The following is a 12,669-nucleotide window of genomic DNA, read 5'->3' on the forward strand; positions in this document are numbered from 1 at the left end:
TATCAGCAAGCATTTGACATACATTGAAATGTATAAAGGCATCAGAAAGATAAATCTGATGCCTTTACTTTGGTGATCCTTTTATACTGTGATGCATTTTATTCACGTGATGCGACGCTCCAGCCCACCATCCCTCCGGGCAAAACAGGATGTTGTGTTCCTGCGCTTCCCGATCGGTGTGGAACAGCCTCAGGCAGCCTTGATTTACAAAATAAACGTTCCTGCAAACCTCATCTGCCTGAAGTAAAACCTCATTCTTCTTCACCTCTCGGTGTTGCAGTCCGGCCAGAACCTGTCGCTGTTCATCTTCATGAAGCAGAATGTGCATGGCAAAGTTGCGTAGGATCAGGTCGTACATGGTAGTTTCTTTATAAGGGTTACATCAGAGTGGCAAGAAAAAGCTCACCAGCTTCGTGATTTTAAGTTCGTCATTAAACTCAAAATAATCAAAACCTTCACGGCTGTTATCAGGCAAGTCCACTTTCCAGGTATAGCGCCCTACGTGGTGGTGGTGCTCCGGAGCAATCGCGATGGAAAACTTACGGATGGGATAAGCTTCCAGGGAACCTTTTGCAAGCCCACAAATGCCCTCCACACCTGTGATGTTTTCAAAATCAGGATCTGTATAAGTTGCCTCCGCAGACCAGCATTTTGAAAATTCCCTTTGAAATTCCGCTTCACTATTTCCGTTCCAGGCATTTACATATTGCCCGATCATTTCTTCAACTGATGTCATCATGTCTTTGTTTTTTGTTTCTACAATTCGTTTGTTGATACAAAATTACAGCATGGTATCCGCGATAAAATTAATGTACTTTAATAAATGAAAAACAGCATTGGGTAAAATCAGCAACGGGTGAAATAAGAAGCAACGAATGAAATCAAACGGCTACTGCTTAACAAACACAAAGCTGGAACTGGAATAACTGATTGGCACCGTCTGGTCGAAATAAATCCTGCCGAAGGTATTTTTGATGATCCCCTCACCCATCATTAGCGTATCCCCTTTTTTCAATAATGCAATGGGTTTTCTTTTCCAAAGCTTGAGTTTATAGTGTTTATAACTGTAATCGCCAATGAGGGTATCCCCCTTTACAATACCCTGTACATCACCGGAATCTTTATAGGTCTGATCATAATTGATCTGCAGCACGCCTTTAAAGGTGCTTGGTACGATGTCAACGGATAACCTTGCGGTATCCAGATTTTTAATGGCAGTATATCTGGCCTGGGGTTTTGCAACTTTGGGTGTATCACTGAAACAGCCACATAGGAAAATTGGCGTCGCCAGGACAAACCACACCATACTTTTTTTAGATCTCATCATTGTTTTTCCAACCATAAATGTAAGCCATCAGATTGGGAAAGAGAAAAAATGATTAAGTTTGATTCTGTCGCGCGCCACTGGATTTTGTGATGCCAGTATCCCCTATATAACAAAATATTCACCAGTAACCAACGGTACAGCCAATGACAAAAAGGACGACTATCCTGATCGCTTTCATTCTCCTGAAATTCCTGTTACAATACCTTCTGATCAGTCCGCAGTATGAGCTGCAAAGAGATGAATACCTACACCTCGACCAGGCAAATCACCTGGCCTGGGGATATACGTCAGTCCCTCCTGTGACTTCCTGGATTTCGTTCATCATAAAGCTCTTAGGAAATTCCGTATTCTGGATCAGGTTTTTTCCTGCAGTTTTTGGCGCGCTGACCATCATGATCGTCTGGAAGACCATTACCTTCCTGAAGGGCGACCTCTTCGCCTGCATACTGGGGGCAACGGGTGTATTATTTTCTGTGCTGCTGCGTTTGAATATCCTTTATCAGCCCAATGCCCTGGACGTCCTTTGCTGGACCACATTTTACTACGTGATGGTCCTTTATATCGGTACAGAAAAGAAAAAATGGCTGTTGGTAGCCGCTCTTGTTTTCGCCATAGGTTTTCTGAATAAGTACAATATCGTGTTCCTGCTGCTCGGCTTCCTGCCCGCCATCCTGATGAGTCCTCAGCGCAGGGTATTTAAACAGCGGTCTTTCTATCTGGCACTGTTCCTGGGACTGATCCTGATTTTTCCAAACCTGATCTGGCAGTATCAGAATAACTTCCCTGTGATACACCATATGAAAGAGCTCTCTGAAACACAACTCATCAATGTTAAAATTGGGGATTTCCTGGTTGCTCAACTGTTTTTCTTCCTGGGCGCGGCCATTATCATCATTGCCGGCTGGTACGCTTTGCTGCGCTATCCCGCGTTTGCAGCATACAGACTATATCTTTGGAGTTTCCTCATCACCCTTTCCATATTTATCTATTTTAAAGCCAAAGATTACTATGTCATCGGACTCTACCCGATTTACATCTCCTTTGGTGCTGTTTACATGGAGCAGCTCCTTCAGACCGGATGGAGAAGATACCTGAGACCTGTAGCTATTGTTATTCCTATCCTACTTTTCATTCCGATGTACCGATATTTCTTCCCCAATAAAAGTCCGGAAGAGATACTCAGGAAACAAAAAAGATATAAGGAGCTGGGATTCCTTCGCTGGGAAGATGGAAAGGATCACGAACTGCCGCAGGACTTCGCCGATATGCTCGGATGGAAAGAGCTGACGCGTAAAGTCGATTCGGTATATTCCAGGATTCCTGCCCGGGAACACACCATGGTGCTGTGCGACAATTATGGTCAGGCGGGTGCCATCAATTATTACACAAGACAAGGAATCAAGGCAGTATCATTCAATGCGGATTATATCAATTGGATCGATCTTAGCCATCCTTACGTCAACCTCATCCGTGTAAAGACGAGCGGGGACAGCCATGACGAGCTGCAAAAGACAGCGTCAATTTTCAATGCCGGTTTCATTGCCGGATCAATAACAAACAGATTTTCCAGGGAATATGGCACGACCATCTTCGTATTCCGAAATGCAAAAACAGACATCAACAAAAGAATTGCATGGGAAATCAAAGAAGAAAAAAGGTGGTAAAGCCATCTTTAACAACAATTGATTTTATAAATTAGCAACCATGCATATAAAAACCATCATTTTTGACCTGGATGGCACCATTGCCGATACCCTTCCACTCTGTATTGCGGCCTTCAAAAAAAGTATAGAACCTTTGTTAGGGGCTGAAATCAGTGCCGATCAAATCATTGCCACATTTGGACCTTCAGAAGAAGGAACCATCCGTCAGCTGATTCCAACACATGAAAAAGAAGGAGTTGAGGCTTACCTCAGCTTTTATCAGAAGCTGCATGAGATGTGTGGGTCGGCTTTTCCAGGCATCACTGAGTTACTGGAACTACTGAACGCTGAAGGCGTTCAATTGGCGATGGTTACAGGTAAAGGCATCCGCAGCACCATGATCTCCCTTGAACAATTCGGTTTGTCCGAATATTTTGAATATCTGGAGACCGGTTCCCCTGAAGGGCCAAGCAAGGTAAAAGGGATTGAGCGCATATTAAAGCGTCTGAATGCAGATCCAAAATATACCATCTATGTTGGTGACGCACCGAGCGATATTACCGCCTGCAGAACAGTTGGCGTGCCTATCGCTGCAGCAGCCTGGGCTTCTACGACCAATGCAAAGGAGTTGGAAGCATTGCATCCGGACTGGTTGTTTCCTACTGTTGAATCCTTCAGAGATTGGCTGATTCCGCAGATCTAATCCTGAAAGTTATCGGGGTGTCGGAACTGGGTTTAACAACCTCAATGCATTAAATATCGCCTGATGCGTAACGGTAGCATGATTTTCATCCGGCAGGTAATCGAAGTACACCTCAACATTCTTACCTTTTTTGGTCCTGATTTTTTCCGCAAGCAGGTTGGCATCCACCTCCATTACACGAGGAGCCTCAGAAGGTGCAAGCCCCTCCTTGCCTACGCCAATGTAAATCCTGGTCTGTTGTTCAAACCCGGGCTTAAAAAGCTCAGTATTGACGCTGAGCAGCGATCCATTGTCCCACCATAAACTTGGACTGATGATGATGTACTGGTTGAACAATCGGGGTTTCTTCAACAGGATTTCCGTAGCCAGAAGACCACCAAGCGACTGCCCTATAATGGTCTTCGAAGCATTCACCCTAAACCTGCCAGCGATGTAAGGTTGTAATTCTTTCTCAATGAAACTGATAAACGCTGCCGACTTACCGGCAGTGTTATATCTCTTTTTATCTGCCTCTACATGAGTAGGATAAGTAAAATCTCTTTTCCTATCGATATTGGCGATGCCTACAACGATAGATTTCGGCACCCTATTGATCCAGGGGAAGTTGTTGAACTGATAGAGACCTGCCACGTGGATAAAATCCTCATCTGCCGAACCATCCAGCAAATAAACTACCGGATACTTCGTAGTGTCGTTCGCATGATATCCCTCTGGCAGATAAATATTCAATATCCGCCGCTCTGAAAGCACCTTCGACTCAAGTTCCTCCACCACCCCCAACGCAAACGGTTTTGACTGATGCTGACTGGACCCTTCCTGGCCAAATGCAGTTATCGCAACCAATAACATGAAAATGCAAATCGTAATAACTCTCATAAATAGCGAATATAGGCATTGAGCGCTATTGTTCCATCCATTTCAGAAAAGGCTGCGACTTCATCTTGCTGACCACAATTTTCTCAGGAGTCTCGCAGCTGGTGCTCACAAAGAGCTTGCGGTTGAAATAATGTTCGATATTCTGGATGGCCTCCCGGTTGACAATGAACTTCCTGTTGGCACGAAAAAACTGTCCGGGGTTCAACATAGACTCCATCTGCTCAATGGTATAATGAATTGGATAACTTCTCCTGTCAGAGGTACAAATCTGCACCACCCCATTTGATCCATATACAAACTGAATGTCAGCAACCCGGATCGGCAGGATTTTTTCCTTGTAATGGACGAGGATATTTTGCTTGTAGGTCACATCCATTTGTGTCAAGACCTTGTTCATGTTGGCTTTACGCAAGCTGTCACTCACCAAATGCTCTTTAAAGCGGGTATATTTCTCCAGGCTTTTCTGTAGTTTTTCCTCCTCCAACGGCTTCAGTAGGTAGTCAATACTGTTTGATTCGAAGGCACGAATGGCATATTCATCGAATGCGGTGCAGAAGATCACAGGGGATTCTGTCTGCACCTCCTTGAAAACCTCGAAGCTCAGCCCGTCACCCAGCTGAATGTCCGAAAAGATAAGTTCGGGTGCTGCATTTTCTTTAAACCAGGAAATGGCCGAAGCGACAGACGCCAGAATGACTTCTACCTGTATCTCACTATCCAGATCCTGCAACATGCCTTTCAGCTCCCTGGCAGTTTTCGTTTCGTCTTCTATTATTACTACTCTCATTTTTGAAGTAAGGGCAAGGTAACTGAAAATTCTCCATTGTCCTGTACAATACTAACGGTTTTACCTGATAACAGTTTATATCGCTCCATGATATTTTTCAAACCAATCCCTGTGCCTTCTTCCGCAACTTTTTTAGGCTGAAAATTATTCTTTACCGTTAAAGCAGGAGTATCATCTGTCATGATGGTAATCTGCAACGGCTGCTCGGGAGAGATCATGTTGTGTTTGATGGCATTTTCAATCAGCAGCTGCAACGATAATGGGGGGACTTTCATCTCCATATAATCCTCAGAAATCTGGAGGTCTACCTGTAGTGCTTCCTCAAACCTTTCATTCATGATGTACAGGTAAGAACGGATGAAACTGATTTCCTCCCTAAGGGGTGTCAGGTAGTGCTGGTTAAAGTTCAACACGTAACGGTAAACACTTGCCAGCTGTATCACATAGTTTTTAGTGGGCTGATCGGTAGCGATAGTCTTGAGTGTGCTCAGGGAGTTGAAGAGAAAATGCGGACTGATCTGTTGTTGCAAAGAGATCAGCTGTGCACGAAGGTGCTCCTGTCCGAGCATCTCGTTTTCAAGTTTCGAATTCTGCAAGGCCGAATTGGTATGTGTGCTGTAAATAACTACGTAACAGATGAGGCTCAGGAAAAAGGATCCTGTAAGGTGCATCCTGGCGACAGCAAAGGTAGAGAAGCCAATTTCCTTTCCACCAAGTATATTTGGAGGCAGTAATAAGTAGATCAGATACCCTAAAGCAAATGTGGCCACCATCGACAGCAGGTTACTTAAAATATACTTCCCGTAACTTTTGAGTTTTTCAAATTGATGGGTAAGGAAGTAACCGTGAATCATCCAGGAGGTAAACACGATGATGAAAAGCCGGAACGAATAGTTCAGATACTGCCACCAGACTACATTTCTTGGTACATCGGGACGCAGCAGGAGTGTGCTAATAGTAAGGATACCTACTACAATGATACACCATTTGATCTGATAGGTTTTATACATGAGACAAAGGTATCCTAAAATATCAAAACCTTCCGGTTACGGGATTTCAAAATGGACAAATTGAAGGCTGAAACGGACATCTGCCACGGGTATGCAGGGTTAGCTGGCGCTTAGAAGTAGCAATTAGGGTATAAAATTGCAATTACTGCATCAGCTCAATACGCGGATGTTCGGCAATAATCTCCAGGATGACATCAAAATAGGTCTGCCCGTCGCCGCTCTCCAACGCCGCTAATTTCTCTTCAAAATGCTTTTTATTGTAAACAGAATCTGGGCCCAACTTCTCCAGATAATAAGCTTTGGTGGCAGCATACCCCAAAGCTTCCCTACTCTGTTCCATATCATTCCATAAGAGCCGTGCAGACTCACCACCCTTCATATCGCCTGTGGCACGGTAAAGCAAATCATTAAATGCGTCAAGACTGTTACCTATTTTCCAATCGTCCTCTACCACAAACACACGGTTGACTTCCTCATAAAATGAAACGATGTCATGAATGTGGCTGCCTTCGATGATAATTTCTTTTCCCATGCCCTAAAGATAGCTTTTTCAGTGAAACCCGCCATCAAATCCGCTGCTCTTTCAGCCATCCTCATGACCAAGCCTGAATTCGCAACTGCCAAATTCCTGCACCTCATGCTGGTAGTGCGTAACTAGTAAGACAGTGGTCTGCTGTGCGGCAAACAAATCCTTTAAGCGAACCATCATGCGCTGTTTAAGTGCTTCATCCAATGCTGAAAAAGGCTCATCCATCAGCAGCACAGCCGGTTTTGTAGACAGTGCACGCAGGATGGCAAGACGTTGCTGTTGTCCGCCCGACAAGCGCTGCGGTTGATTTTTACGGAAAGGTTCCATCTCGCCAATCGACAACAGCTGTTCGATATACTCCTCATCCCTGGTCCCATAACGCAGGTGCTCCTCCACGGTCATATTCGGAAACAAGGCGTAGTCCTGAAAAACAAATCCCACCTGACGTTCCTGAATGCTTCTGGAATATTTAGTTGCAGCATCAAACCAGGAGACCCCATCCACACGGATATTTCCATGCTCCGGTAGTACCAGTCCGGCGATGATTTTCAATAACGTCGTCTTGCCCACACCGGAGGGCCCTGCAATGCGGGTAATGCCCCTGGATGGAAAGGTGGCATTTACCTGGAGTGCTTCAGTACCCCGGTAAGTTTTTATGCGTTTGGTGACATTGATCTCTATCATTCAAAGGGGCTTTTGATGGCTTTTCTGTTCAATACAAAGACAGCGAGCACAATGGTGAAAGTAATGGCAAAGAGCAGGAAAGCATAATCGTTGGCAGAGGCGTAGTCCATCGTTTCCACAGAATCGTAAATGGCAATGGAAGCCACTTTAGTAACACCAGGGATATTCCCACCGATCATCAGTACCACACCAAATTCTCCGAGCGTATGTGCGAAGGTAAGTACCGCAGCGGTGAAAATGGAGTATTTGATATTGGGCAAGAGGATGTAAAAGAAGGTCTGCAGGCGCGACTTACCCATAGTATATGAAGCCTCTGCAATTGAACGCGGCAGTTGGGCAAATGCCGACCTGAGGGGGCTGATCATGAACGGAAGGCTGTAAATCAGTGAGGCAAAGACCAAACCTTCAAAAGAAAAGACCAGCTGAAGACTCAGGTACTCCTGTAGCCATTTCCCTAAAGCATTATTCGGACTAAAGGCCAGCAACAGGTAAAATCCAAGTACAGAAGGAGGCAGCACCAGCGGCATGGTAATGAACGCTTCTACAATGATCCTGAACAGAGATTGTTTGCGCGACAACCAGTAGGCAATGGGAATCCCGATCAGTAACAGCAGAAAGGTGGTCAGCGCAGCCAGCTTTAGACTGAGCCATATCGGTTCCAGGTCCATATGGTTATTTCTTGATCAAAGGTAAACGATATCCGCTGCTGCCGATGATTTTTCTTGCCGCGGCAGAGCCAAGGTAGTCGACAAATGCAGTAGCCTCTTTGAGCTTTCCCTTTTTTGCGTAGCTCAGCAGAATGGCTGCCTGTGCAATTGGCGTGTAACTCTTCAGTTCTACCCTCGTCCATTTCAGGTGCGACTTATCGATATTCTCATAGAGAAAAGCCTCCGTGGTGAAGCCAATAGTTACCACCCCAGTTTGCAGGTAAGTATTCACCTGGGAGATGCTTTCACCATAAACCAGCTTCGGCCGCAGCCCGTCCAACAGTTGGTAATAACGCAGGCTTTCTTCTGCAGCTTTTCCATAAGGTGCCGTTTTAGGATTCGCGACGGCCACTTTTTGGAATTGTGTTCCCCTGATGAGCTGTCGCCAGTTCCTGATGTCAGCTGAGGTATTGCCACAAACAATGAGACTGCCTATCGCATACACCACCGGCTTTTTTAAACCCAGACCTGCCGCAAACAGCTGCTCCGGAAATTGCGTGTCTGCAGACAGAAAAACATCAAAGGGAGCACCGTTCATCATCTGCGCGGTCAGCTTGCCTGAAGCACCGATGATCGCCTCCGTTTCTATTCCTGTGCGCTTCCTAAAATCCGCCTGCAGCTTTTTGATCAGTCCCTGCGCATTGGCAGCCACAGCAATGCGGAGCGCCTGCGCAGATCCGCTGTGCATATTGGCGACAACGAAAAACAGCACCATCAACCCTACCCTGAATTTGATAAACTTCATCATTCTCGCTTATTTGGCAAATTCAATCCTAAGACTGGTGACCTGTTTAATGCACCTTGCAGGTTTTTTCTCCCCTTCTACAATGATCCGGAAAGGGCCATCTGCAGCAGGCAAAGGCTGCCCATCTACCTGATGGGCAAGGATGACCTGCCGGTCTGTAAACTCCGGATCCAGCTCGGCCAGGGCAAAGATCACCTGGTAACCATCGCTGGCCTCTGCCAGCATGAACTTCGTCAGGTTTTCTCCACGAAGGTCCTTTCCCAATGTGACACCGGAATTTGACAACAACAGCGACAAGCTCACGCCTGAATACAAATGATCTTTACCATCCCGGTCTTTCCTTCTGACTTCTATTTGTTTAAATGCCTTCAGGTCCTTTATACCCAGGCTTAGTGCAGCACCGACCTCCCCCGAAATCTTGACAAGGGGCTCATTACCAGTCTGTGCATGGAGCAGCGCCGAAGGGCTACCCATCTGAACACACCATATCAGGGCTAAAAGCAAAAGTTTTTTCATATTATTTTAGTTTTCTTGTCGTCAGGAAAGGATTAGAGAATTCTGGGTTATTGATAAATGATGTATCCGTAAAGGTATGCAGAAAAGCAATCAGTTCCTTCTTCTCCTGCACACTCAGCCTTAACGAATGTGCTCCTTTGACGTTGGATTCATTTTGCAAAAAGCTGCTCAGGGCGTCCGACTGCTCAATGTGCTCACTGTAGTGTTCCACCACTTCCTCCAGGGAGTCAAACCGGCCGTCATGCATGTAAGGAGCAGTAAGGGCTATATTTCTCAAGGTAGGCACTTTGAACCTCCCGCGGTCTGTGTCCAGACCGGTAAGGCTGGCCCTTCCCGGGTCTTTTGACACCAGATCCAGTCCGTTGTTATGAAAAAGCTCCAGGTAGTTTTTCGGGCCACCGTGACAATGTGCGCAATTTGCACCCCGCAGGCCGCGCCCAGGATCCGGAGCGGTGTTGAACAAGACCATCCCATTCCGCTCTGCTGTGGTAAGGGTGTCGGAGTGCTGCAGGTAATTGTCGTACCGGGAATTTGAAGAAATCAGGGAGCGTTCAAACTGTGCTAATGCCATAGCGATCCGCGGGCCTGTCACCTTCTCCTCCCCAAATACGATTTTAAACAGAGGGGGGTAATCTTCCGTAGCCTGCAATTTGGCAGCTGAGGCTACCAGCGACTGTCCCATTTCGTGAGGGTTCGTCATTGGGAACACTGCCTGATCTTCCAATGAACCGGAACGGCCGTCCCAAAAGAATTTCCTTGTCCACAGCAGGTTGGCAATCGACATCGCATTGCGGTCGGTGGGAAGACCATCGACACCAATGCTGAGTTTCCTGCCATCTGTGAATGCCTTTTCCTGCATATGACAACTGCCACAGGAGATGGTATTGTTTGCGGAAAGCCGGCTTTCATAAAAAAGGCGGCGACCAAGGTATACTCCCTGTTTTGTCGTCGGGTTATTGGCCGGCACCTGGATGCGGTTGCCGAAATGAGCAGGATAGCGAAAAATATACTCCCCCAGAGGCACCTCATCGCAGGCAACCCACGATAGCAGTCCTCCAATGAAAAGTAAAAATATGATGTTTCTCGCTGCTGCCATCTAGTTCACCGCTTCTGTTAAAATTAGTAATTGAAGATCAGGTTTGCAAAGAAATTCCTTCCCATCTCAGGATATCCCTCCACCAGGGTGTAGTTGCGGTCAAAGACATTGTTGACTCCCCCTTCCACTGTAAATCCTTTTGGAAGCTGGACGTTGGCTTTCACATTGGTCAGGTAAAATGCGCCCGAAACCGTTCCATAACTGGTACTGTAACGTTTGGAATTGTATTCCTCAGAAGCCATCAAGTAAACCTTCGAAATGGGGGTATATTTTATAGATCCAAAAACCTTGTGTTTAGGCACATCGGTAAAACGTACTGCCGCTGTGGAAAGGTTGCTCCTGACCATATACGTGTAATTGGCGTTGGCGTAAAGTTGCGGCAGCACAGGATAAGCAACTGCAAACTCGGCACCGTAGTATTCCGCTTTACCTACATTCTGGATCTGCGACTGGTTTACGTTGGTTACCGGGTCGATACGCACGTTGTTCACCATCTGAATGGTATTGTTCAGCTTGCTGTAAAAGCCGGAAACGTCCAGTGATAATTTTCCATCAACCAGGGAATGATAACTCAGGTCGTAATTCAGCGCACGCTCGGCCTTCAGGTCCGGATTCGGGATGGCGGTTCCAAAACGGTAGGAATAGCGGTCTTTGATGGTGGCAAACCTGGTTTTACTTGCCACTGAAAAGCTCAGTGTATGGTTTGTGCTCAGGTCATACTGCAGCAAACCCTGCAGGTTCCAGGCGTCGTTGCTGTTCGCGGGAAGCTCAGAGATCGTGTTGTTGGTGTATTGCTGCGCCTGGGTGCTTTTCCTGTTGTTGTAAGACACTCCTCCGTTCACTTTTAAAGCTGCAGTAAGGTGATAAGTATCTTCGATTGCAAAATACAGGTTGTGATCTGCACTGCGCCTTACCGGTTCACCGACATTGTTTTCGCGGTGCACATCCTGTTTGAAATGACCGGCGATGCTAAAGCTGTTGTTGGTGATGTCGGTATTTTCAAAAACAATACTGCTTCCCAGGGTATAATCGTCGTAATGACTGGTGAAAGCATATCCCCTGGTCATTGCATTATAATCGCTGTTGTCATAGCTGTCCAGTTGATTTACAAACCGATCGTAGTACCAACGGGTTTTGATGACATTCGTTTCGTTGATCTTGTTGTTGCTCAGCGCATATATCCCCTGTGTGTCCCATTTGGGCCACTTCCAGTAGCGCGGGTTTCTGAAGAGGTTGTTCTGCTCATCCGTACCGGCATAGACAGGATTCCCTTTACTGCCATGGTGGTAGTTGTAACCGATCGCGTACTCCTGGGCGGCAGTAGGTGTAAAACCAACCTTTCCACTCAGGTCGAGGTCTTTACTTGCCGAATTGTTGCGACGGCCACCATCTTCATTCGCAACCGCGGAGAAGTCATCAGATAAAGGAAAAAAATCCCTGCTGAGCTGCGATGCAGAAAGCTGGTAATAGAATTTACCCGCATTCCCACCGATATTGGTATTGAGTAGGTAGCCGCCACTGAGGTAACCTGCCGTCGCGTTCAGCTCAAAAAGATTGCCAGGCTTACGGCTCACCAGGTTAATTGCGCCGCCTTCGGCATTCGGGCCAAACAGCATGGAGGAATAACCCTTTGCGACAAGGATCTCGGACAGGTTAAAAGTATTGTAACGTGCAAGGTCTACGTAACCATCGTAGGGAACATATAAAGGGACCCCATCCAAATAAACCGGCACTTGTCGCAGGTCAAAACCCCGTACATTGACCGCAGATTCATTCCTGGGCCCTACTGATGTCAGGGTGATGCCCGGCAGTAAATTCAGTGCATGGGAAACATCATAGCGGTTGTGCAGGTTCAGCTGGGTCGTATTCAGCCGGTTGGCACGTAAGGAATCCCTTAGTCCAAGGATATTTACCTGGCCCAGTTGAAATACCCGCTTGCTGGTGTCGCCGGCCTGGCCGTACGAGCGGTTATCAATTGAAAATAATAAGGAAATAAAAAAGGATAACAGGAGTAAGTGTTTTCTCATAAATGATGATTTAGCTTAC

The 12,669-nt window shown here is 46.4% G+C and carries 15 protein-coding genes; 2 read left to right on the top strand and 13 right to left on the bottom strand.

The window, feature by feature from the left end; all coding sequences use genetic code 11:
- Positions 1–64: 64 nt before the first annotated feature.
- The 3 genes from PBAL39_RS00670 to PBAL39_RS00680 all read right to left on the bottom strand — a co-directional run bounded on the left by PBAL39_RS00670 (position 65) and on the right by PBAL39_RS00680 (position 1,327).
- Positions 65–358, bottom strand: a complete 294-nt coding sequence (locus PBAL39_RS00670; protein WP_008237189.1) for a Crp/Fnr family transcriptional regulator — start codon at positions 356–358, stop codon at positions 65–67.
- A 24-nt stretch (positions 359–382) separates the two neighbouring features.
- The gene (locus PBAL39_RS00675; protein ID WP_008237190.1) at positions 383–739 is read right to left on the bottom strand and encodes a hypothetical protein; all 357 of its coding nucleotides are present in this window, start codon (positions 737–739) and stop codon (positions 383–385) included.
- Positions 740–889: 150 nt separating this feature from the next.
- Positions 890–1,327, bottom strand: a complete 438-nt coding sequence (locus tag PBAL39_RS00680; protein ID WP_157273839.1) for a hypothetical protein — start codon at positions 1,325–1,327, stop codon at positions 890–892.
- A 143-nt stretch (positions 1,328–1,470) separates the two neighbouring features.
- On the opposite strand from PBAL39_RS00680, the gene PBAL39_RS00685 reads away from it, so the two are divergent.
- Positions 1,471–2,991 (top strand): glycosyltransferase family 39 protein, encoded by a 1,521-nt coding sequence (locus PBAL39_RS00685; RefSeq protein ID WP_008237197.1) that lies wholly within the window; start codon positions 1,471–1,473, stop codon positions 2,989–2,991.
- 40 nt (positions 2,992–3,031) lie between these two features.
- Positions 3,032–3,673 (top strand): HAD family hydrolase, encoded by a 642-nt coding sequence (locus PBAL39_RS00690; protein ID WP_008237198.1) that lies wholly within the window; start codon positions 3,032–3,034, stop codon positions 3,671–3,673.
- A gap of 9 nt (positions 3,674–3,682) precedes the next feature.
- Here the strand turns inward: PBAL39_RS00690 and PBAL39_RS00695 are convergent, their stop codons facing one another.
- From PBAL39_RS00695 to PBAL39_RS00740, 10 genes are all read right to left on the bottom strand, one after another.
- The gene (locus PBAL39_RS00695; protein WP_157273840.1) at positions 3,683–4,549 is read right to left on the bottom strand and encodes an alpha/beta hydrolase; all 867 of its coding nucleotides are present in this window, start codon (positions 4,547–4,549) and stop codon (positions 3,683–3,685) included.
- 25 nt (positions 4,550–4,574) lie between these two features.
- Positions 4,575–5,336, bottom strand: coding sequence for a LytTR family DNA-binding domain-containing protein (locus PBAL39_RS00700; protein ID WP_008237202.1), 762 nt, complete (start codon positions 5,334–5,336; stop codon positions 4,575–4,577).
- Positions 5,333–6,346, bottom strand: a complete 1,014-nt coding sequence (locus tag PBAL39_RS00705; RefSeq protein WP_008237204.1) for a sensor histidine kinase — start codon at positions 6,344–6,346, stop codon at positions 5,333–5,335. Before PBAL39_RS00705 ends, PBAL39_RS00700 begins: the two co-directional genes overlap by 4 nt.
- Before the next feature lie 142 nt (positions 6,347–6,488).
- Positions 6,489–6,878, bottom strand: a complete 390-nt coding sequence (locus PBAL39_RS00710) for a hypothetical protein (protein ID WP_008237206.1) — start codon at positions 6,876–6,878, stop codon at positions 6,489–6,491.
- 51 nt (positions 6,879–6,929) lie between these two features.
- Positions 6,930–7,559, bottom strand: a complete 630-nt coding sequence (locus tag PBAL39_RS00715; RefSeq protein WP_008237208.1) for an ATP-binding cassette domain-containing protein — start codon at positions 7,557–7,559, stop codon at positions 6,930–6,932.
- On the bottom strand, positions 7,556–8,227 hold the full coding sequence (gene modB / locus PBAL39_RS00720; protein WP_008237209.1) for a molybdate ABC transporter permease subunit: 672 nt from the start codon (positions 8,225–8,227) through the stop codon (positions 7,556–7,558). Before modB ends, PBAL39_RS00715 begins: the two co-directional genes overlap by 4 nt.
- A gap of 4 nt (positions 8,228–8,231) precedes the next feature.
- Complete coding sequence (gene modA, locus PBAL39_RS00725) at positions 8,232–9,014, bottom strand: molybdate ABC transporter substrate-binding protein (protein ID WP_008237211.1); 783 nt, start codon at positions 9,012–9,014, stop codon at positions 8,232–8,234.
- 6 nt (positions 9,015–9,020) lie between these two features.
- A complete protein-coding gene (locus PBAL39_RS00730; RefSeq protein WP_008237213.1) occupies positions 9,021–9,527 on the bottom strand; it encodes a molybdopterin-dependent oxidoreductase in 507 nt (168 codons plus the stop codon).
- Between the two features lies 1 nt (position 9,528).
- Positions 9,529–10,623 carry a cytochrome-c peroxidase gene (locus tag PBAL39_RS00735; RefSeq protein ID WP_008237215.1) on the bottom strand — a complete coding sequence of 365 codons (1,095 nt, stop codon included), beginning with the start codon at positions 10,621–10,623 and terminating at the stop codon, positions 9,529–9,531.
- 23 nt (positions 10,624–10,646) lie between these two features.
- A complete protein-coding gene (locus PBAL39_RS00740; protein WP_008237225.1) occupies positions 10,647–12,650 on the bottom strand; it encodes a TonB-dependent siderophore receptor in 2,004 nt (667 codons plus the stop codon).
- Positions 12,651–12,669 lie beyond the last annotated feature (19 nt).

The organism is Pedobacter sp. BAL39, from assembly GCF_000170795.1.
In the GTDB taxonomy this organism is placed as follows: domain Bacteria; phylum Bacteroidota; class Bacteroidia; order Sphingobacteriales; family Sphingobacteriaceae; genus Pedobacter.